The 22075-nt window shown below is 66.3% G+C and carries 12 protein-coding genes; 4 read left to right on the top strand and 8 right to left on the bottom strand.

What is annotated here, in order from left to right; all coding sequences use genetic code 11:
• The first annotated feature begins 122 nt into the window (after positions 1 to 122).
• Together ACR2JI_RS07175 and ACR2JI_RS07170 are read left to right on the top strand one after the other, a co-directional pair.
• Positions 123 to 3380, top strand: coding sequence for an arabinosyltransferase domain-containing protein (locus ACR2JI_RS07175; protein ID WP_526389391.1), 3258 nt, complete (start codon positions 123 to 125; stop codon positions 3378 to 3380).
• A 13-nt stretch (positions 3381 to 3393) separates the two neighbouring features.
• Positions 3394 to 6645, top strand: a complete 3252-nt coding sequence (locus ACR2JI_RS07170) for an arabinosyltransferase domain-containing protein (RefSeq protein WP_526389390.1) — start codon at positions 3394 to 3396, stop codon at positions 6643 to 6645.
• Between the two features lie 10 nt (positions 6646 to 6655).
• Here the strand turns inward: ACR2JI_RS07170 and ACR2JI_RS07165 are convergent, their stop codons facing one another.
• From ACR2JI_RS07165 to ACR2JI_RS07155, 3 genes are all read right to left on the bottom strand, one after another.
• Positions 6656 to 7843 (bottom strand): serine/threonine-protein kinase, encoded by a 1188-nt coding sequence (locus tag ACR2JI_RS07165; protein ID WP_526389389.1) that lies wholly within the window; start codon positions 7841 to 7843, stop codon positions 6656 to 6658.
• Between the two features lie 24 nt (positions 7844 to 7867).
• The gene (locus ACR2JI_RS07160) at positions 7868 to 8626 is read right to left on the bottom strand and encodes an SCO6745 family protein (protein WP_526389388.1); all 759 of its coding nucleotides are present in this window, start codon (positions 8624 to 8626) and stop codon (positions 7868 to 7870) included.
• Positions 8627 to 8690: 64 nt separating this feature from the next.
• Positions 8691 to 9275 carry a carboxymuconolactone decarboxylase family protein gene (locus ACR2JI_RS07155; protein WP_526389387.1) on the bottom strand — a complete coding sequence of 195 codons (585 nt, stop codon included), beginning with the start codon at positions 9273 to 9275 and terminating at the stop codon, positions 8691 to 8693.
• A 248-nt stretch (positions 9276 to 9523) separates the two neighbouring features.
• Here ACR2JI_RS07155 and pks2 point away from each other — a divergent pair, with 248 nt between their 5' ends.
• On the top strand, positions 9524 to 15787 hold the full coding sequence (gene pks2, locus ACR2JI_RS07150; protein WP_526389386.1) for a sulfolipid-1 biosynthesis phthioceranic/hydroxyphthioceranic acid synthase: 6264 nt from the start codon (positions 9524 to 9526) through the stop codon (positions 15785 to 15787).
• A gap of 26 nt (positions 15788 to 15813) precedes the next feature.
• Here the strand turns inward: pks2 and ACR2JI_RS07145 are convergent, their stop codons facing one another.
• Positions 15814 to 16599 (bottom strand): SDR family NAD(P)-dependent oxidoreductase, encoded by a 786-nt coding sequence (locus tag ACR2JI_RS07145; RefSeq protein WP_526389385.1) that lies wholly within the window; start codon positions 16597 to 16599, stop codon positions 15814 to 15816.
• A gap of 151 nt (positions 16600 to 16750) precedes the next feature.
• Between ACR2JI_RS07145 and ACR2JI_RS07140 the strand changes: the two genes are divergently transcribed.
• Positions 16751 to 18139: a WS/DGAT/MGAT family O-acyltransferase gene (locus ACR2JI_RS07140; protein ID WP_526389384.1), complete on the top strand. Its 1389-nt coding sequence runs from the start codon at positions 16751 to 16753 to the stop codon at positions 18137 to 18139.
• A gap of 28 nt (positions 18140 to 18167) precedes the next feature.
• Here the strand turns inward: ACR2JI_RS07140 and ACR2JI_RS07135 are convergent, their stop codons facing one another.
• Genes ACR2JI_RS07135 through ACR2JI_RS07120 form a run of 4 tightly spaced genes read right to left on the bottom strand, consistent with a single transcriptional unit; the run spans position 18168 to position 22075 of the window.
• Positions 18168 to 19415 carry a phthiocerol/phthiodiolone dimycocerosyl transferase family protein gene (locus tag ACR2JI_RS07135; protein WP_526389383.1) on the bottom strand — a complete coding sequence of 416 codons (1248 nt, stop codon included), beginning with the start codon at positions 19413 to 19415 and terminating at the stop codon, positions 18168 to 18170.
• A gap of 31 nt (positions 19416 to 19446) precedes the next feature.
• Positions 19447 to 20274 (bottom strand): GNAT family N-acetyltransferase, encoded by an 828-nt coding sequence (locus ACR2JI_RS07130; RefSeq protein ID WP_526389382.1) that lies wholly within the window; start codon positions 20272 to 20274, stop codon positions 19447 to 19449.
• Complete coding sequence (locus ACR2JI_RS07125; protein ID WP_526389381.1) at positions 20274 to 21083, bottom strand: ABC transporter permease; 810 nt, start codon at positions 21081 to 21083, stop codon at positions 20274 to 20276. Before ACR2JI_RS07125 ends, ACR2JI_RS07130 begins: the two co-directional genes overlap by 1 nt.
• Complete coding sequence (locus ACR2JI_RS07120) at positions 21080 to 22075, bottom strand: efflux ABC transporter ATPase subunit, DrrA-related (RefSeq protein WP_526389380.1); 996 nt, start codon at positions 22073 to 22075, stop codon at positions 21080 to 21082. The genes ACR2JI_RS07125 and ACR2JI_RS07120 overlap by 4 nt, the downstream gene beginning before the upstream one ends.

Raw genomic sequence — 22075 nt, 5'->3', positions numbered from 1 at the left:
CACCACCCGTCACCCGCCCCTTCCCGCGAGCAGACGCAAAATCGCACCGATGGAGAAGGATTTGTGCGACTTTGCGTCTGCTCACAAGGTTGGCGGAAGTAAGTCGCCTACCATCGACCCTCGTGCCCAGCGAGAGCGTCGAATCCAACCGGATCCCTCGGCTGGTAGCGCTTCTGCTCGGACTGGCCGGCATTCTGCTGTGCGCCCTGACTCCCCTACTGCCGGTCCGGCAGACCACGGCAACCATTCTCTGGCCCCAGGGCGGCCAGGTCGGGAACATCACCGCACCACTGGTCTCCGGTGCACCGGCGTCGCTGGACGTCTCGATCCCGTGCGCGGCGATCGCCGGCCTGCCGCCGGCCGGTGGCCTGGTGTTCGCCACCAACCCCGCCAACGGCATCGACGCCTCGCGTAACGGACTGTTCGTCCGGGCCAACCCTGACACCGTCTTCGTGGCGTTCCGGGACTCGGTCGCCGCGGTCGCACCGCGGGCCGCGATAGCCTCCGGCGCCTGTACGGTACTGCGCGTCTGGGCCGATCCCGGAGCGGTGGGCGCGGACTTCGTCGGTATCCCCGGTGCCACCGGAACGCTGTCGCCCGATAAGAAACCCCAGGTGACCGGTGTGTTCACCGAGCTGAAAACACCTCCGGTGCAGGGTCTTTCGGCCCGTATCGACGTCGATACCCGGTTCATCACGAGCCCGACCGAGCTCAAGCTGGCCGCAATGGTGGCCGGGATCCTGTGCGTGCTGGCATCGATACTTGCGCTCGCGATCCTGGACCGGCGTTGCGGCCTGCCCCGGTGGCCCGCCACGAATCGGCATCGCCTTCGGAACTGGCCGGTGGACATCGCGGTCATCGGGACCCTGCTGCTATGGCATGTGATCGGGGCCATCTCATCGGATGACGGCTACAACCTGACCATCGCCAGGGTCTCCGAGCAGGCCGGGTATGCGGCCAACTACTACCGCTATTTCGGGGCGACAGAGGCCCCGTTCGATTGGTACCAGTCGGTGCTGGCGCACATGGCCTCGGTCAGCACAGCCGGGGTGTGGATGCGGCTGCCGGCCCTGGTGGCCGCGATCGGCAGCTGGTTGCTGCTGAGCCATCGGCTGCTGCCCCGGCTGGGGCCGGGACGAGGCGGTCTGGCGGGCAGCCGGATCGCCGTCGCCACCGCCGGTGCGGTGTTCCTGGCAGCCTGGCTGCCCTTCAACAACGGCCTGCGCCCGGAACCGCTGATCGCCTTCGGAGTCCTGCTGGTGTGGATGCTGGTGGAACGCACCATCGCCACCGGTCGGCTGGTGCCCACGGCAGCAGCGCTGATCGTCGCAGCTTTCAGTCTGACGCTGGCCCCACAGGGGCTCGTCGCGCTGGCCCCACTGCTGGTCGGTGCCCGCGCCGTCGCCGGGATCATCGCCCGGCGACGTGCCGGCGACGGTGTGCTGGCACCGTTGGCCACCCTGGCCGCCGCGGCCTCGGTGATCTTCGTGGTGATCTTCCACGATCAGACCTTGGCAACCGTCGCCGAGTCGGCGCGCATCAAATACGTTGTGGGGCCGACGATCTCCTGGTACCAGGACTTCCTGCGCTACTACTTCCTCACCGTCGAGGAGAACGTCGAGGGATCCCTGGCTCGACGCTTCTCGGTCCTGGTGATGCTGCTGTGCCTCTTCGTCATGCTGACTCTGCTGCTGCGCCGCGGCCGGCTCGAGGGGATGGCGCGCGGGCCGGTCTGGCGGTTGATCGGCAGCACCTTCGTGGGTCTGCTGCTGCTGACCTTCACGCCGACGAAGTGGGCGGTCCAGTTCGGCGCGTTCGCCGGGTTGACTGCCGCGCTCGGCGCGGTGACGGCGTTCGCCTTCGCCCGGGTTGGGTTGCACAGCCGGCGCAACCTGGCGCTGTATATCACCGCACTGCTGTTCGTCACGGCCTGGGCGACATCGGGTATCAATGGCTGGTTCTACGTCGGCAATTACGGTGTTCCCTGGTTCGACCGCCAGCCGGTACTACTGCACAAGCCGGTGACATCGATGTTCCTGGTGCTGGCCATCATGACCGGTCTGATCGCAGGCTGGCTGCACTTCCGGATCGACTACGCGGGCCACACCGCGGTCAAGAACACCCGCCGCAACCGGCTGCTGGCGTCCACGCCGCTGCTGGTCTTCGCGCTCATCATGGTGCTGCTGTCGGTCGGATCGATGGCCAAGGGCCTCGTGCAGCGCTACCCCGCCTACACCACAGGCAAGGCCAACCTGGCGGCGTTGAGTTCCGGGCTGTCGAAGTCGAGTTGCGCCATGGCCGATGACGTACTCGTCGAAGCGGACGCCAACGCCGGAATGTTGCAGCCCGCACCCGGACAGAAGTGGGGACAGTACGGCCCGTTGGGCGGCGAGGATCCGGTCGGTTTCACCCCCAACGGCGTCAGCGAGATTCTCGACCCGGTCTCGCCGTTCATCGCCAACCCGGGAACCGTCAACTCCGACGGTTCGCCGAACAAGCCCAATGTCGGGATCGGCTTCACCGGTGGCACCGGCGGAGGGTTCGGGCCGGTCGGGGTCAACGGCTCAAAGGTGTTCCTGCCGTTCGGTCTTGATCCCAGGACCACGCCGGTGATGGGCAGCTACAACGAGAACACGGTTGCCGCCAAAGCCACCTCCGCCTGGTACGACCTGCCCGCGCGCAGCGGCGACCGTCCACTGGTGACCGTCGCCGCCGTGGGGGCGATCTGGTACTACGACGAGGAGCATGAGTTCCACTACGGCCAGTCGCTGAAACTCCAGTGGGGCGTTCGTAAGGCGGACGGGAGCTTCCAGGCCCTGGAGAAGGTGCAGCCGATCGACATCCAGGAGCAGCTGGCCTGGCGCAATCTGCGCTTCCCACTGGGGTGGGCACCGCCGGAGGCCAACGTGGCCCGCATCGTCGCTGACGACCCCAACCTCTCCAGCGAACAGTGGTTCGGATTCACCCCGCCGCGGGTTCCGCAGATGCAGACCGCGAATGAGTTCCTCGGCACCCAGACCCCGGTGCTGATGGACATCGCCAGCGGCGCCCAGTTCCCCTGCCAGCGGCCGGCATCCGAGCATCTCGGTATCGCGGAGCTTCCGCAGTACCGGATCCAGCCCAACCTCAAGCAGGTGGTGGTGTCCTCGAACATGTGGCAGTCGGCGCGATCAGGCGGACCGTTCCTCTTCATCCAGGCACTGTTGACCACCTCGACGGTGCCGACCTACCTGCGTGATGACTGGTACCGCGATTGGGGCGCCATCGAGCGCTACATCCGGGTGGTACCGGCCGCGCAGTCGCCTGACGCGATGGTCGACGAGGGGTCGAAGTTGGTGTACGGCTGGAGCCGCAGCGGACCGATCCGGGCCCTTCCATGATGAGGGGGCCCCAATGACAACGCAGGCGCGCGCAACCCGTGCGCACGACTCCACGTCCGAGGTGACCGCCGCACGGTGGGTGGCCACCATCGCCGGCCTGGTCGGGTTCATCCTGGCGGTACTCACTCCGCTGCTGCCGGTGGTGCAGACCACCGCGACGCTGAACTGGCCGCAAAACGGGCAACTGACCAACGTCACCGCACCGTTGATCTCACTGACCCCGGTGTCGGTGACGGCAACGGTCCCGTGTGAGGTGCTCCGCGCGATGCCGCCGCAGGGCGGACTGGTGCTGGGCCTGGCACCGCAGAAGGGTCGGGATGCGTCCCTGAATTCCCTCTTCGTGGCAGTGAATTCGAAGCGGGTCGACATCACCGACCGCAATGTCGTGATCGCCAGCGTCCCGCGCACCCAGCTGGCCGGAGCAGCCTGCCAGCGCCTCGAGATCACCTCGTCGGAAGCCGGCACGTTCGCCACGTTCGTCGGCCTGCCGCCGACCGACCAGGCTGCCGGGCCGCAGGAGGACTCGGCCCAGACCGGATACTCCGATCTGCGCAGCGGCTTCAAGGATCCCAACCTCAGGCCCGGGATCGTCGGGGTGTTCACCGACCTGACCGGTGCGGCACCGGCCGGATTGAAAGTGTCGGCCACCATCGATACCCGGTTCTCGACCAAGCCCACCGCACTCAAACTTGCCGCGATGCTGCTGGCGATCGCCGCCACGATCATCGCGGTGGCCGCGCTGTGGCGGCTGGACCGGGCCGATGGCCGGCGGATGCACCGGCTGATCCCGCAACGCTGGCGTACTTTCACCGCCGTCGACGTGACGGTGGTGGGCGCCTTCGCGGTCTGGTACGTGATGGGCGGCAACTCATCCGACGACGGGTACATCCTCGGGATGGCCCGGATCGCCGGCAACGCGGGCTATATGTCGAACTACTTCCGCTGGTTCGGTGTGCCGGAGGACCCCTTCGGCTGGTACTACAACGTGCTCGCGTTGATGACGCATGTCAGCACCGCCAGTATCTGGATCCGACTGCCCGATCTGATCTGCTCGCTGGTCTGCTGGCTGCTGCTCTCCCGCGAGGTGCTGCCACGACTGGGCCCCGCGGTCTCCGGTAGCCGTCCGGCGCTGTGGGCGGCCGGCTTGGTCCTGCTGGCCGCCTGGATGCCCTTCGACAATGGGCTGCGCCCCGAAGGCCAGATCGCCACCGGAGCACTGATCACCTACGTGCTCATCGAGCGGGCGATCACCGGCGGTCGGCTGGCCCCGGCGGCGTGCGCGATCATCACCGCCGCATTCACCCTCGGCATCCAGCCGACCGGACTGATAGCGGTTGCCGCTCTGCTCGCCGGAGGCCGGCCGATCATCCGAATCCTGGCGCGACGCCGCAAGATCTTCGGCACCTGGCCGCTGGTCGCCCCACTGCTGGCGGCCGGCACCGTCGTGCTGACGGTGGTGTTCGCCGACCAGACCCTGGCGACGGTTCTGGAAGCCACCCGGATTCGCACCGACATCGGCCCCAGCCAGGAGTGGTACACCGAGAATCTGCGCTACTACTACCTGATCCTGCCGACGGTCGACGGATCGCTGTCCCGGCGATTCGGGTTCCTGATCACGATGCTGTCGCTGTTCGTGTCGATGTTCGTCATGTTGCGGCGCAAGCGAGTTCCCGGTGTGGCGCGGGGCCCGGTCTGGCGGCTCATGGGCGTGATCCTCGCGACCATGTTCGTGCTGATGTTCACCCCGACGAAATGGGTGCATCACTTCGGTCTGTTCGCCGCGGTGGGCGCAGCGATGGCCGCGGTGGCCACCGTGCTGATATCACCGTCGGTACTGCGCTGGTCGCGTAACCGGATGACGGTGGTGACCGCGGTGCTGTTCCTGCTCGCGCTGACCTTCGCCACCACCAACGGCTGGTGGTATGTCTCCAGCTACGGTGTTCCGTTCAACAGCTCGATGCCGCAAATCGCCGGAATCAGCATCAGTGCAATGCTTTTCGCGCTCTTCATACTGTCGGGCCTCTACACCATCTGGCTACACTTCACCTCCCGCAGCCACGGCGAAGGGGGGATTATCCGGGCGCTCACGGTCTCGCCGATTCCACTGGCGGCCGGTCTGATGGTCCTGGTGAATCTGGCGTCGATGACGGTCGGTGTGGTGCGGCAGTACCCCACCTACTCCAACGGTCTGGCCAACATCCGGGCGTTCTCCGGCGGTTGCGGACTGGCCGACGATGTGTTGGTCGAACCCGATGCCAACGCCGGGTTCCTGAGTCCGCTGCCCGGAGCATACGGACCACTGGGCCCACTGGGCGGCGCCAAGCCGGTCGGATTCACTCCCAACGGTGTTGCGGAAAAGATTGTCGCCGAGGCGATCCGGGTCAACAATCCGATGCCCGGCGTCGATCACGACTGGGAAGGCCCGTTCAAACTTGCCAGCCCCGGGGTCAATGGATCCACGATGCCACTGCCGTACAAGCTCGATCCGGCGCGGGTTCCGGTGGCCGGCAGCTACTCAGATTCCGCCCAGCAGGAGAGCCGGCTGACCTCGGCCTGGTACCAGTTGCCGCCGAAGGATGACGGCCAACCATTGGTGGTGGTCACCGCTGCCGGGACCATCGCAGGTAACAGCGTGCTCAACGCGCATACCGACGGCCAGAGCGTCGAACTCGAATACGGCCGGCCGGGTCCCGATGGCACGCCGGTACCGGCCGGGCGGGTCGAGCCCTTCGACATCGGGCCTGCGCCGTCCTGGCGAAACCTGCGTTACGCCCGATCGCAGATCGCTGACGATGCGGTGGCGGTTCGCATTGTGGCCCAGGACAAGTCGCTGTCCCTGGGTGACTGGGTCGCCGTGACTCCACCGCGAGTGCCGCAGTTACGGTCGGTTCAGGAGTATGTCGGATCGACCCAGCCAGTGCTGATGGATTGGGCGGTCGGGTTGGCCTTCCCGTGCCAGCAACCGATGCTGCACGTCAACGGTGTCACCCAGGTTCCGAAGTTCCGGATCACGCCGGACTACACCGCCAAGAAGCAGGACACCGACACCTGGGAGGACGGCCGCAACGGCGGCCTGCTGGGTATCACCGATTTACTGTTGCGCGCGAATGTGATGGCCACCTACCTATCCCACGACTGGGGCCGGGACTGGGGTTCGCTGCGCAAGTTCGACACCGTGGTCGACGCGCAGCCAGCGCAGCTCGATCTGGGCACCGCGACCCGCAGTGGGCTGTGGAAACCGGGCACGATCCGAATCAAGGCCTGACGGCCGGGACTCAGGACTTGGGCCGCTGCAACCGTTCTGGTTGCACCGACCAGACGATCGCATCACTGCTCGGGTCCCCGTGGGCGCAGTAGGCCTGGTCCCCGGCCGGATCGACCGCCGCGGCACCGAGCACCGCACAATCGGCACCGATCACCACCACCGGCAGATCCATCCGCGCCGACACCGCCGGTGGCGGCGGGGTGGTCGGGGTCGAACGACGGGTGTCAGAGGCGTGCATACGTGGCAGCAGCACCAGCACCGCGGCCGCGACGCCACCGGCCAGCAGGGCTGCCAGACCCACCGCCACCCGGCGGCCGCGGCGCTCAGGCCGCTCACTGATGCGGTGCCGAGCGCCGGAGGAATCCAATGCCTTCTGAAGTGCGCCCGCGAAATCCCGGCAGGTGGCGAAGCGGTTGGCGGGATCCTTCGCCAGTGCTTTGGCGAACACCGGCCCGAACCGGGACAGGTCCGGACGGCCGGCGCCGATAGAGGGCGGCGGTGCACTCAGATGCTGGCTGATGACGATCGCCGGGTTGGTGTCCGTGAACGGTGCTGAGCCGGTCAGCAGGTGATAGGTGGTGGCGGCGAGCGCGTACTGATCGGCGCGGCCGTCGATCTCCTCACCTTTGAGCTGCTCGGGTGCGGCGTAGTTGACCGTGCCCACCGTCATCTCGGCACCGGTGAGGTTATTGGGCTTACCCATCCAGCGCGCAACACCGAAGTCCGCCAGCAGGACTCGGTCCTCACCGGCAGTGTGCAGTCCGAGCAGGATATTGGCGGGCTTGATATCGCGATGCAGCATGTGGTGGCTGTGCGCATAGTCCAGGGCATCGGCGATGGCGGTGATGATCCGCACCACCTCTGCGGCGGGAATGCCTTTCGGGTACTGGTCGGTCAGTAACCGGGCGGCGTCGGTGCCGTCGACGAATTCCATTGCGATCCAGAGCTGTCCCTCGAAATCGCCGCGGTCGTAGATGGTGACGATATGCGGATTGCGCAGCGTGGAGACCATCTCCGCCTCAAGGTTGAATCGCTGGCGGTACTCCTCGTCGCTGCTGACAGCGGTGCCGAGCACTTTGAGCGCGTCGTGGCGAGGCAGCCTGGGGTGCTTGGCAAGGTAGACCTCGCCCATACCGCCGGCGCCCAGAACGCGGTCGATGGTGTAGCCGGCGAATACCTGGCCGTCCGCTAACGGCATCGGCGATCTGTCTGCGCCCCGGGCTCAGCCCGGAACGTTGGCTTTCAGCGTCGCAAGCGCAGCCGCACTCAACCGAGCAAGTTCCGCAGCCTCGTCGAGGGTCAGCGCACTGGCCAAAATCTCCGCCATCCGTTCGTTCGTGGCTTCTTCGACCTCAGCGTAGAGCGCCCCCTTGCCCGCGCCGTCGGCGAACGGTTCAGACCAACCGAACATGGTGGTGTACTCGTGGCCCTTGTTGAGCATGTGTGCCTCAACCGGGTGGATGCCCGAGGGCTTGAGCGCTACGAAGTGCACATCGCCGCGAAGTTCACGCAGCACGAACATGACCTGCAGAGCACGAGCCCCGGCATCGTCGGCCAGGGGCATTGTGCGCCAACCGGAGTACAACGGCAGATCCTCGCCGGGAGTGGCCGCGATGACCTTTTCGCCCAACGCCGCGATGCGGTCCAGACCCTCGGCGCCGGCGAGGTACTTGCGGCCGAACTCCGCCGTCTGGTTCCAGTACACCTGGGCGGCCTCGTGCGCGCTGCGAACCGGCGCTGCCGCGTCCCACATCGCCTGGATGAAGCCCGGTTCGAAGATCACGAAGGTCTCGGCCACCGTCGCACCGGTGGCATTGGGCAGCACACCGCCGCGGCCGGCGACATAGCCGGCGAACGGATTCTCATAGCCGGCGGCGATGCTCGCCGCGAAGGTCTCCGGGTGCAGCATGAAGACGGCGACCGCCTGCTCGATCGGGCCGCCGGCCGCCGCGGCGGCCTCGACCATATCCGCGCTACTCATGCATTCTCCTCGCGTCGTCTCGTCGACGGTGATTCTAGGGTCTCGGCACCACGCGCGAACGGCGTTAGTCCGGGAAATCCATCGGGACGCGCAGGGTGTTGAGGGTCATGGCCAGTGCGTCGTACTGGCCCACCAACGTCACCAATTCGATCAGCTGGCGGCGGTCCAGGTGCGGGCTCAGCAGCTGCCATGTCTCGTCGGAGAGCGTGCGGGTGGCGACGAGGTCGTCGACTGCTGTCAGCAGCGCCCGTTGACGCTCCGTGAGTCCGTCGGTGCTCGGCCAGGCCGCTATCTGCTCCTGGGTCTTTTCGTCGACCCCGCGCATCAGGGCCAGCCGGGTGTGTTGCTGAAGCTCATAGCGGCAGCCGCGCAGATGGCCGACGCGCAGGATGACGGCCTCGGTGTCCTGCTTGGGCAGCCGGCCGCGATACAGCAGCACACCACTGAAAGGCACCCACGACCAGAACAGCCGTTTGTGTTGGGCCAGCGCGGTGAACAGGTGGAACTCGGGAACGCCCCAGACGCGGGCGGTCAGCTTGCAGAACAGCCACCCCGCCAGACCGAGTTCACGGCGGTTGCCCGACGGGATACGCGCAGATGTGACCGCGGGGACCTGGGCGGGCCGATCGGGGTCAGGAGTTGTGGTCACCGGGATATCTTCGCGCGGCAGCCTTCCACCTGCGCAGTATTCGCCAAGAGCGGAAGTAACGGCCTGGCAGCGTCGATCGGGGCCCTGATCTGTGCTCAGCCACAAGGTGCGGATCGGCTTCGTTATCCTTACAACTACGTGTGAATTAGGGGATTCGCACATTCCGGAGTGACGAAAGAGCGCCCCGGGCCGTCCAGACGTGCCGGGCTGACGGTGACCGGAAGACGCGTCCGAAAGGTTGTGCTGCTGTGGTTGAAACTCGTGTCACACCGATTGCGGTGATCGGTATGGGCTGTCGGCTGCCCGGTGGCATCGATTCTCCCGACATGCTCTGGGAGGCGCTGCTGCGGGGCGACGACCTGATCACCGAGATCCCGGCGGACCGGTGGGACGTCGACGAGCACTATGACCCGCAACCGGGCGTGCCCGGCCGGTCGGTGTCGCGATGGGGCGGGTTCATCGACGACGTCGGCGGTTTCGACGCCGAGTTCTTCGGCATCGGCGAGCGTGAGGCGGCCGCGATCGACCCGCAGCATCGCCTCATGATGGAGACGGCCTGGGAAGCGGTGGAGCACGCCGGCATGGCGCCCTCGGTGCTCGCGGATTCACTCACCGGTGTCTTCGCCGGCCTGTGCCACGACGACTACACCCTGGTGACCAGTGAAGCAGGCGCCATGGAGGGTCCATACGGCTATACCTGCACCCCGTACAGCATGGCGTCCGGGCGGATCGCCTACGCGCTGGGGCTGCGAGGTCCGGCGTACACCGTCGACAGCTCGTGCTCATCGGGCCTCCTGGCGGTGCATATGGCCTGCCGAAGCCTCCATGAGGGCGAGAGCGATTACGCGCTGGCCGGTGGCTGTCAGGTCATCCTGAAACCGTCGGTGAGTGCGTCGGCCTCAGCCCAGGGCATGCTCTCCCCGACCGGCCGGTGCCGGGCTTTCGACGCTGACGCGAACGGCTTCGTGCGATCCGACGGTGCCGCAGTGGTGCTCCTGAAGAGATTGCCCGACGCACTGCGTGACGGCGACCGGGTGCTGGCCGTCATCCGCGGTACCGCCGCGAATCAGGACGGCCGATCGGTGACACTGACGACGCCGTCGCTGGACGCCCAGGCCGACGTCTACCGGGCGGCACTGGCGGTGGCCGGCGTGGACGCGAACACCGTCGGCATGGTCGAGGCGCACGGCACCGGAACACCGGTGGGTGACCCACTCGAATTCGGAAGTCTGGCAAAGGTTTACGGCGCCGACGGTAACCAGTGCCTGATCGGATCAGCGAAGAGTAATCTCGGCCACACCGAATCCGCGGCAGGCACCGTCGGTCTCGTCAAGGCCATCCTCGGGCTGCGTCACGGTGTGGTGCCGGCGATGGCGCATTTCAACCGCCTGTCCGACGATCTGGCTCGCATCGAGACCGGTCTGGTCGTGCCGAGGGAGATCACTGCGTGGCCCACCCACCCCGGTCAGCCGCGCCGTGCGGGGGTGTCGTCGTTCGGGATGTCGGGAACCAACGTGCACGCCGTGATCGAGCAGGCGCCGGAGAGCGCAGAGCAGGCCGACGCCGACGTCGCGGCCATCGAGCCGGGATCGTTACTGTTCCCGATATCGGCGACCTCGAGCGAGGAGTTGCGTCACACCTCACGTCGTCTGGCCGACTGGGTCTCTGGGCATGCGGACGGTCTGGTGGCCTCCGATCTGGCCTATTCATTGGCCCGCAGGCGCGGGCACCGGTCGGTGCGAACCGCGGTGCTCGCGGCCGACCTCGCGGGACTGACCGACGGTCTGCGCGAGATCGCCGGTGGGGACATCGCCTATCCCGAGGCCGTCGGACAGGGCGACCGCGGACCGGTGTGGGTGTTCTCCGGCCAGGGTTCTCAGTGGGCGGCGATGGGCGCGGAACTTCTGGCCCGGGAGCCGGCGTTCGCCGCACGCATCGCTGAACTCGAACCGCTGATCGAACGGGAGTCCGGCTTCTCGGTGACCGCGGCAATGTCGGCACCCGAAACGGTGACCGGTATCGACCGGGTGCAGCCGACCTTGTTCGCGATGCAGGTCGGGATCGCGGCGGCGATGCGCTCCTACGGTGTGCAGCCGGGTGCGGTTATCGGGCATTCGATGGGCGAGGCGGCAGCGGCCGTCGTTGCCGGTGCCCTGTCAACCGAAGACGGCGTGCGGGTGATCTGCCGCCGCTCGCGGCTCATGTGCCGGCTCTCCGGCGGGGGGGCGATGGCGTCCGTCGAGTTGCCCGCCCAGCAGGTACGCGACGAACTAGCAGCCCGCGGTGTCCACGACGTGGTGGTGTCGGTGCTCGCCTCGCCGGAGTCCACGGTGATCGGCGGCGCCACCGATACCGTTCGTGAACTGGTGGCCGCCTGGGACGACGCCGATGTGATGGCCCGCGAGGTGGCCGTCGACGTCGCCTCGCACTCCCCTCAGGTCGACCCCATCCTCGCCGACCTGGCCGCTGAACTCGCAGAGCTGGCTCCGCGCGAACCCCAGGTGCCGTATTACTCCGCCACTCTGGAGGACCCTCGCGCCCGACCGGCGTTCGATGCTCGCTACTGGGTCGACAACCTGCGGCAGCCGGTGCGTTTCGCGATGGCAGTCCAGGCGGCCCTCGACGACGGCCACCGGGTGTTCGGCGAGCCTGCCCCCCACCCGTTACTGATCCGGGCGGTTGAGCAGACCGCGCAGGCCGCGGGGATCTCGGTCCAAACCGTGGCGGGTATGCGACGCGAGCAACCGCAGCCGCATGGTCTCCGGCAATTCCTCGCAGATCTGCACAGCGTGGGCGCCGCAGTCGATTTCGCCACCCTGTATCCGAGCGGGAACCTGGTCGACGCACCGCTGCCGACGTGGACGCATCGTCACTTCCTCATCGAATCCGGTGATCAGGACTCCGCGGCGCGCGGCGCGTGCACAGCAGCGGTTCATCCGTTACTGGGCGAGCACGTGCGGCTGCCTGAAGAACCCGAGCGGCACGTCTGGCAGTCCGATGTGGGCACCGGAAAACTGCCATGGCTGACCGACCATCGAGTCAATGACGTGCCGGCCTACCCGGGGGCCGCGTACTGCGAAATGGCCTTAGCCGCAGCCGAACTCGTGTTCGGCGCCGGCAGCGAGGTACGGGATGTCGAATTCGAGCAGCTGATGCTGCTCGATGAAGGCACCGACATCACCTCGGTTGCAGCGGTTACCGGCGCCGCGCTTGCTGAGTTCGCCGTGGAGAACGAACAGGACGGTGAACGCATCCGCCAGGCGGTGGCGGTGCTCGCCGCAGTCGCCGATGACCCTCAACCAGCACACCAGAACATCGCCGAACTGCTGGCATCGCATCCCAACCGGATTTCCGGAGACGAGGTGCGCCAGTGGTTCGCCACCCGGCGAATCCAGTTCGGCCCCGCCTTCACCGGCCTGACCGCCGTGCACACCAGCGGTGGCGACGATGGAACAACGCTGCTGGCTGAGATCGCACTTCCCGGCGACATCCGCTCCCAACAAGCCGGCTACGGCATCCATCCGGCACTGCTGGACGCCTGCTTCCAGTCGGTGGCTGCCGTACTTGTGGCAGCAGGCCGCACCGACGGCGGCCTGCTGCTGCCGTTGCACGTCGCCCGACTGCGCCGGATCGGCTCCGGTCGCGACGCCCGGTACTGCCTGGTTCGGGTGATCTCCTCCGACACCACCACGATCGAGGCGGATCTCGACATCCTGGGCAGCCACGGCGAGATCGTCGCCCAGGTCGCCGGCCTGCGGATGGGGACCAAGGAATCCAAGGCCGGCGAGCGCGACCGCCTTCTCGCCGAGCGACTGCTGACCGTCGAATGGGACCGCCAGGAAATCCCGACGGCCGTTACCGACGCGGGCGCCGGGGCCTGGCTGCTGATCGCGCCCGACGTCCATGACGAATTCGCCGCAGACCTCTCCACGGCTATGACCGCACTCGGTGCGCAGTGCCGAGTGCACACTGCCGCTGACGCCGCCGACGGCGCCATCCGGAATGCACACAGGGGTGTGGTCGTCCTCGCCCCCCCAGCGGATGGTCAGACCGATCAGGGCTGCCTGATTCGCGGTCGCGACCTGGTGGCATCGATCGTCGATGTCGCGCAACAGCTCACCGACGCCGAGGCGGAGGCGCCGCGGCTGTATGTGATCACCCGGGGCGCGCAGGCGGTGGCCACCGGCGACCGGATGAATCTCGACCACGGCGGGGTGCGCGGCCTGTTGCGGGTGATCGGCGCCGAGCAGCCCGATCTCCGGCCCACCCAGATCGACATCGACGCGCGCACCGCGGCCGATGCCGTAGCAGGCGAACTGCTCAGCGGCTCCGATGAGGATGAGACAGCGTGGCGGGAGGGTGCGTGGTACGCCGCGCGCCTGCGTCAGAGCCCGCTGCGCCCGGATGAACGACGTACCACAACTGTCGACACCGAGCGCGACGGTATGCGACTCGACATCCGCGTTCCGGGCGACCTGGACACCCTCGAGTTCGTCACCGCTGACCGGCAGCCACCGCAGGCGGGCCAGATCGAAGTCGCTGTCGGTGCTTCGAGCGTCAATTTCGCCGACGTACTTCTCGCCTTCGGCCGGTACCACACCGTTGAAGGTCCCAGGCCCGGTCTCGGAATCGACCTTGCGGGCGTCGTCACCGCGGTTGGACCCGGCGTGACGAACGTTCAGGTCGGCGACCGGGTCGGCGCCATCGCCGATGCTGTCGCGTGGGGAACATTCGTCACCTGTGACGCGCGACTGGCGGCGACGCTGCCGGAGAACGTGTCCGCCGAGCAGGCCGCAGCTTTGTCGACCGCCTACGCCACCGCGTGGTACGGCCTGCACGATCTGGCCCGGATCCAGGCCGGCGATCGGGTGTTGATCCATTCGGCAACCGGCGGCGTGGGGCAGGCGGCGATCGCGATCGCCCGGCAAGCTGGGGCCCAGATCTTCGCGACAGCGGGAACTGACGAGCGACGTGAGCTTCTTCGCTCGATGGGGATAAAGTACGTATACAACTCACGCACAACGGATTTCGCCGACGAAATCCGTCATGACACCGAGGGGTACGGTGTCGACATCGTGCTCAACTCGCTGACTGGGCTCGCGCAGCGGGCGGGGCTGGAACTGCTCGCCTTCGGCGGTCGTTTCGTGGAGATCGGCAAGCGTGACGTCTACGAGCACACCCGCGTCGACCTCTACCCGTTCCGGCGCAATCTTGCTTTCTACTACGCAGACCTTCTGCTGATGAGCAACAGCGCGCCGGACAAGATCGGCAATCTGCTGCGGACGATCTATTCATCGGTCGCCGACGGCACACTGCCGACGCCGGAGTACTCCGTACGGCCGTTGGCCGAAGCGGACTCCGCCATCCGCGAGATGAGCGCAGCCCAGCACACCGGAAAGCTTGTCCTGACCATCCCGCATGGACAGCAGACCGAGGTCGCGGTGCCGCCGACCAAGGCCGGAGTCTTCCGCAAGGACGGCTCTTACATCGTCACCGGCGGTGTCGGCGGTCTGGGTTTGTTCCTCGCTGCGGTGATGGCATCAGCCGGCTGCGGCCGGATCGTGCTGAGTTCACGTTCGCAGCCGAACCCGCAGGCGCAGAAGACCATCGAGCGACTCCGGTCCAACGGGGCCGACGTCGTCGTCGAGAGCGGCAATATCGCCGATCCGGAGACCGCCGCCCGGTTGGTGTCCGCCGCCACCGCCACCGGTCTGCCGTTGCGCGGTGTTCTCCATGCTGCCGCGGTCGTCGACGACGCAACCCTGGCCAATATCACCGAGGAGTTGATCGACCGGGACTGGGCGCCTAAGGCACACGGCGCCTGGCACCTGCACCAGGCCAGTGTCGGACAGCCGTTGGACTGGTTCGCCAGCTTCTCCTCGGTTGCCGCGCTGTTCGGTTCCCCCGGTCAGGGCGCCTACGCCGCCGCCAACAGTTGGCTGGACACGTTCACTGCCTGGCGACGCAGCCAGGGTCTGCCTGCGACTGCAATCGCCTGGGGCGCATGGGATCAGATCGGCAAGGGCGCGGGTCTGGCGCAGCGCGGTGACACCGCGATGATCTCGCCACAGGAAGGCGCGCATGCCTTCCGCGCGCTGCTCCGCTACGACCGGGGCTACAGTGCCTACCTGCCCTTGACCGGCGCTCCATGGCTCACCGCACTGGCGGCTCGAAGTCCCTTCGCCGCAACATTCCACGCCGCAGAGTCAGGCGGCGGCACCAGCGCCGCCGCAGTTCTCGCCGAACTTCGCGCCCTGCCGCCGGAGGAATGGCCGGACCGGTTGCGCAGGCTGGTCACCGATCAGGTGGGTCTCATCCTGCGGAGGGCGATCGACCCTGATCGTCCGTTCGCCGAACACGGACTGGACTCCCTGGGCAATCTCGAATTGCGCACCCATATCGAAACCCAGACCGGCGTCCGGGTGACTCCGAAGACGATCGTCACCTACAACACCGCGCGCACGCTGGCGAGTCATCTCACCGAGGCGCTTGCCGGAGAGTCTGCTGGCTAGCGGAAAAGTTTGCCGGACAAGCCTGTTCAGCCTTCGATCAACCAGCCGGACAGTGCGATCATCAGCCGCCTGGGCACCACTTTGGTGAACCCGCGCCAGACCAGCGCGTTGGCAGCACCGTCGACGAAGCTGGGTTTGCGGCCGGCCAGCGCCCGCATGGTGTTCTCAACGACCTGCTCCGGGGTGCGGGTGAACATCACGGCCGCCGAACCTGAGGCGGCCTTCACCGCGGCATCACCGGCCACCTCGAAGAACGAGGTCTCGGTCAGCCCGGGACACACCGCCAGAACACGGATACCGTGCCTGCGCTCCTCGGACCACAGCGCCTCGGTGAACGACAACACAAAAGCCTTCGTCGCGCCGTATACCGCCATCTTCGGCAGGGGCAGGAAGGCGGCGGTCGAAGCCAGGTTGATGATCGCTCCACCACCCCTGGCCCGCATCTGCGGCAGATAACGCGCGGTGGTACCGACCAGCGTCAGGCAATTGAGCCGGACCTCTTCCTCAAGGCGTTCGGGGTCAGCGTCGGCGACGTCGCGATGGGTGCCGAAGCCGGCGTTGTTGACCAGCACCGTGATCTCCAGACCCAGCCTGTCGGTCTGCTGCCACAGATCACCGGCGGCGGTGGGGACCGACAGATCCATGGCGATCACGGTGACGTCCACCCCGTGCGCTGCGCGGAGTTGTTTCGCCAGAGCGTCGAGCCTGTCCTCGCTGCGGGCGACCACGACCAAGTCGTGGCCCCGCGCGGCGAATTGCCGGGCGAACTCGGCGCCGATGCCGGTCGATGCCCCGGTAATCAAGGCGACCATCGCAACCTCGCAATCTCCGATGGATGTCCGTACCGGCCACCTCAGCCGGTGCCGTTGGTCAGGTCCTCATCGTAGAGGGAGCCGACCGTGGTGAACTGCGGCGCATTAACGTCCGAGGTGCTCATGGCGGCCGACACGTACGATTAGAGATGTGCAACGTCCAGAGTGGCTTACCGGACTCGATGCCAGCTTCCTGAACCTCGAGACCGCGATCCAACCCCTGCAAATGTTGATCGTGACGCAACTGGACACCACAACCATTCCCGGCGGTTACTCCTACGAGAGTTTCCGTGCGGAATTGGCGGAGCGCATGCGTGCGGTACCGGAGTTTCGGGAGAAGCTGTCACCAAGATTCGGCAACCCCGATCACCCCGCCTGGGTCGAGGATCCCGAGTTCAACATCGACCGGCATGTTCACCGGATCGGCGTTCCGGACCCGGGAGGACCGGCCGAGCTGGACGAGGTCTACGGCTATCTGGCCGGTTTGCCGCTCAACCGGTTCCGGCCGCTGTGGGAGATGTGGGTCATCGAGGGCGTCGATGGCGCGCCGAGCAGCGAACGGCTTTCCGTCGTGATCAAGATCCATCACGCCGCCGCCGACGGTGTCAGCTACTCGGAGTTGTTCGCACGGTTGTGCAGCACCGAACCGGACCCGCCCCGCCGGGATTTCGTTGCGGCCCCGGGTGCCGACCGTCCGCTGCGGATCGCGATGGGCGGTCTGGCGCGGTTCGCCAACCGGCCGCTGCATCTTGTACGCAAAGTTGTGCCCGAGACCGTACACGCGGTGCGCGACGCCTACCGGCGGGCCGCACTCGGTCGCGCGATGGCCGCGCCCTTCAGCGCACCGCCGACGATCTTCAACAGCCGCTTCACCGCCAACCGCAATGTCGCGTTCACCCGCCTTGATCTCAACGAGGTGAAGAGGGTGAAGAACCACTTCGGGGTCACCGTCAACGATGTGGTCACCGCACTGGTCAGCGGATCGGTGCGGCAGTTCCTGCTGGAGCGGCACGAACTTCCGAGTTCCTCCTTGACGGCCCTGGTCCCGGCATCGGTGCACGCGCCGGATCGCCTCGGCCGCAACCAGGTTTCAGGAATGATCACCACACTGCAGACCCAGCTGGCAGACCCGGTGGAGAGGCTCAAGGCGGTCGCCGAGTCCAACACCATCGCCAAGGAGCACAGTGCGGCGATCGGTGCCACGCTGCTGGAGGACTGGATGCAGCTGGGCGGCCGGGCCATCCTCGGGATCGCCAAGCGGGTGTACGGCCGGGTGACTCGATCCAGGCCGATGTACAACGTCGTTGTGTCCAACTGCCCCGAACCCAAGCCGGCGGACTACTTCATGGGCGCCAGGGTCACGGCGTTCTACCCGGTGGGGCCGGTCATGCTCGGTGCGGGCCTCAACATCACCGTATGCACGGTACGTGGGGTACTCAACGTCGGACTGATCTCATGTCCGGACGTGCTGCCCGACCTGCCCGAGATTGCCAAGGGAATGACCACGGGTTTAAACCAGCTGCTGGATCAATGCGGCTGAGCCACAGTCGTTTTCGCTACTTGGTAATTTATTCTGTGGCCCATCCGTAGCGCGAAGGGATATCCACCAGCAGCTTGTGGATCGCGTCAGTGTACTGCTCGGGTCGCGCGCCATGGCTGTGATATGTGATCACCAATGTGCCGTCGTACATGATCGCTGAATACATATCGACACCCGCCGCGGTCGAAGCGAAGAGAACCTCGAAGCCGAACTGCTCGACTGTCAACTCCGGCGGTGTGCGCAGCGATGGAATATCTCCGCTGTCGGTGGCCATCACCACATCGGGCAAACCGGGAGGGTTCCCCTCGTAGTGCTGGCCGAAGTGCAGGAAGGACTGTTGGATCACGCCTTCGGCCAGATCGGAGCGGAACGCCTCGGCGATATCGCGGGCCAGGTCGATGACATCGGTGTCCGGGTGGATCTCGGCCAGGTACATCGCCATCCCGATCGGGTTGGTGGCCTCGGTCGCACCCACCGGCGGGGTCAGGAAGAAGCGCAGATCGACCGGATAGGTGTACGGGATCGGGATGTTCGGGGTATCCCGAATAGTCCACTCGGACATCAGGATCGCAGCCGCGACCATCGCATTGAGACTGACTCGGCGGGACGCGCAAATGTCGAGCAGGCTCTGACTCTCCTGGCGGGTAAGCCGACAGGTGGCCGACGGCACACGTACCGATTGCGGCCCCACCCGTCCTTCGTTGCGCTTTGACGGAGGAAGGTCGTAGGCGAAGATCGCCGGCATGAACCGTTCCAGTCCGAATCGCTGAAGCTTGCTGATGCCGCGGGTGGTAAGCACCGACTCCAACGAGTCCGGAATGGGTTCGACCTTGACCGGTCCCACACCTGCGCCCGTCACGATATCGGTGTACCAACCGAACAACTGCTCCAGCAGAACGAATTGGTGGTGCGCGTCAGCCAGCGAGTGATGTATGTAAAGCGTGAGCTCGGAGCGCTCGTCACCCATTCTCAATCGCAGGTTGACCAGTGCCTCGGATTGGTTCGGAAGCCGTTGCGACAGCGGATCGTCGATCTTCTCGAGCCATATGCCGGCATGTTCGAAATCATCGACCATGAGCTGGTGGCGACCGTCCGCTCCCCTGCTGAGATGCCCGGCATGCGCTGGGTGCACCCGAAGCAGAGTCCTGAAGGCCTCCGCCATCGCATCGACAACGATCGGTCCGCGCAGCGTCAGAGTCAGACCGATGAAGTTCTCGGACTGTGCAAAGAACTCCTCACTGGGCGCCAAATACCGAATCGGCGATGAGTCGAACACCGTGAACCCTCCTCTTGAAGTGCGTGGCCGGTCAGCGGCTTGTGCTTGCCTTTCGGTAGCCCACCATGATGGGCCAGAAACACAGCGCGACGATCCCCACCGACCACGCGAGGGTACCGAGCATCGGCACCAGCACCGGACCACCGACCGACAGGCCGCGCATCGCGTCGACAGCGGTCGACATCGGCTGATACCGGACGACTGGCTGAACCCATTCGGGGTATTTGTCGACCGGAACGAATCCGGTGCACAGAGCCAGACCCATACCCGCGACGGGTTGAATCGCGTCCACCAGAAGTGCTTTCGGCCAGTGCAGTGCGACCATGGTCACCGCGGAGGAAAACGCCACTCCGAAGATCACCGGGACGGTGAGCCACAGCACGGCGGCCGCGATGCCCTGATGGAAACGGAAGCCGAGAGCGAATCCGACGCACAGGATGACCGACGTCGTCGCGAAGAGTCGGATGACTTCGGCGAACAGTCTCGCCAGCAGGCCTGCCCCGCGATGCAACGGCAGCACCCAGAGCCGGTTCAGGAATCCGTCGTGTTGTTCGCCGATGATCCCGATCATGCCCACTGCGGACCCGGATATCGCCGCCACCAGTGCCATCAGCGGCGCGCTGCGGTAAATCCCGTTCTCGCCGGTGACCGCCTCGATCGAGTCACCGAGGACGATGTCAATCGTGAGCAGAAACAGCACCGGCAGCAGTAGCGCGAACGCGATGGTGATCGGGTTGCGGATCAGCCGGACCAGTAATCGCCTCGTGAGCACCGCGGTCTGCGCGGCCATAGTCGACAGTGAGGTTTCCGCGTCAGCGCGCGCGCCAGCCGAACTCGATGCATCCACCAGGATCGCCATCAGATCCTCCGCCGGTAGACCACGATGGCCCACGGGACGGTGCAGGCGATCAGGCCGACAATCCAGGCCAGGGCCGGGCCGACGACCGACCAGGTGACCGGTGCCGTTCCGGGTGAGCTGTCACCTGCAAGCGCCTGCAGGGCGTACACGATCTGCGACACCGGCTGGTTGCGCACAATCGGCTGAATCCACTCCGGAAAGCGTTGCACCGGTTGGATTCCCACCGACAGATACCCGAAGATCATCTGCGGCAGCAGCAGCCACTGGGTAGTCGCGGCGGGATTACGTGAGTTGGTTCCGATGACGTCACCGATGAACGACAGCGCCAGACCGGTGAGAAGTGCCAGCAGGCAGAATGCCACGATGTCGAGCGGTCCGCGGTGGAAACGAAATCCGATCACATAGCCGCAGATGATTGCGACGGTCAGTGCGATGGCGCAACGATAGAAACTCGCGGAGATCCGGGCCGCCAACGGTGTCAGCGCCGCGATCGGCAACGCTTTGAGCCGGCGATTGAGCCCCTGCACCGAGTCGGTTGCGGCCCGGAACGCGGTCGTCACCGACGCGAAGGCGATGGCTTGCAGAGTGATCAGCGGCAGAAGGTATTGCGCGTAGCTGCTCGTCGGTAGGTCAGGGCCGTCCATCAGCCGGTTCAGTGGGATGTAGAAACCCGCGGTCGCCACCACCGATGTGACGATTCCCACCGCGACCTCGCCATTGCGCAGGCTGGGGGCGATCAGACGGGAGGTGAGCACCCACCACTGCTGCACCGTCGCCGGTGCAGGCCGGTTGGCGGTCAGGATTGTCACGCCCGCACCTCGCCAGCCGCGTCCGTCGGCGCTGAGCTGGTGGCCGGACCCCCCGTCAGCGCCAGGAACACATCGTCGAGCGACGGCCGTCGCAATGCGATATCGGCCAACTCGATCTCCGCTGATGTCAGTCGCTGCACGACCGTTGTCAACGTGCCCGGACCGTCGGGGGCGGGGATCGTGACGCGATCGGATTCGGCAGTGAGCGCAGCCCGGCTTGTCGCCGGTAGAAGCGAACCGAGAGCACCCGCAACGGCGTAGACGTCGGCGGGGTCGCGGGGCACGATCTCGCAATACGTGCCGCCGGTGCGCTCCTTGAGTTGGTCGGCGGTTCCCTGCGCGACGATCGTGCCGTGGTCGATCACGACGATCCGGTCACTGAGCGCGTCGGCTTCTTCCAAATACTGCGTCGTCAACAGGGTTGCGATACCCGCCGACTTGAACGAGGTGACCAGATCCCAGATGCCCTGGCGGCTGCGCGGATCCAGTCCGGTCGTCGGCTCGTCAAGGAACACCACCTCGGGGCGGACCACCAGTCCGCAGGCGATATCGACGCGGCGGCGCATTCCGCCGGAGTAGGTGCCGACTCGGCGACCGGCCGCATGCTCCAGATCGAACTCGCCCAGGAGTTCGCGCGCCCTGTTCTGCGCCGCCGCTTTCTTGAGTCCCTGGAGCCGGCCGAACATAACCAGATTCTCGTATCCGGTCTGCATATCATCGAGGGCGACGTGCTGGCCGGTGAGCATGATCGACCGGCGCACCATCGCCGGGTCGGAGACCACGTCGTGACCGGCGACGATCGCACGTCCACGATCCGGCTTGGTCAGCGTCGACAGGATCTCCACAGTCGTCGTCTTGCCGGCGCCGTTGGGACCCAGCAGGGCCACTACCTCACCGCGGCCCACGTCGAACGAGATGTCACGCAACGCGTCAACCGGGCCGAACGACTTACCGACGCCGTCGACATCGACGCCTTTGCCGGACTCCGACAT

This window comes from Mycobacterium sp. (assembly GCF_051006775.1).
In the GTDB taxonomy this organism is placed as follows: Bacteria; Actinomycetota; Actinomycetes; order Mycobacteriales; family Mycobacteriaceae; genus Mycobacterium.
Note: the sequence above shows the minus strand (reverse complement) of the source record. Positions and strands in the feature narration are given on the sequence as shown.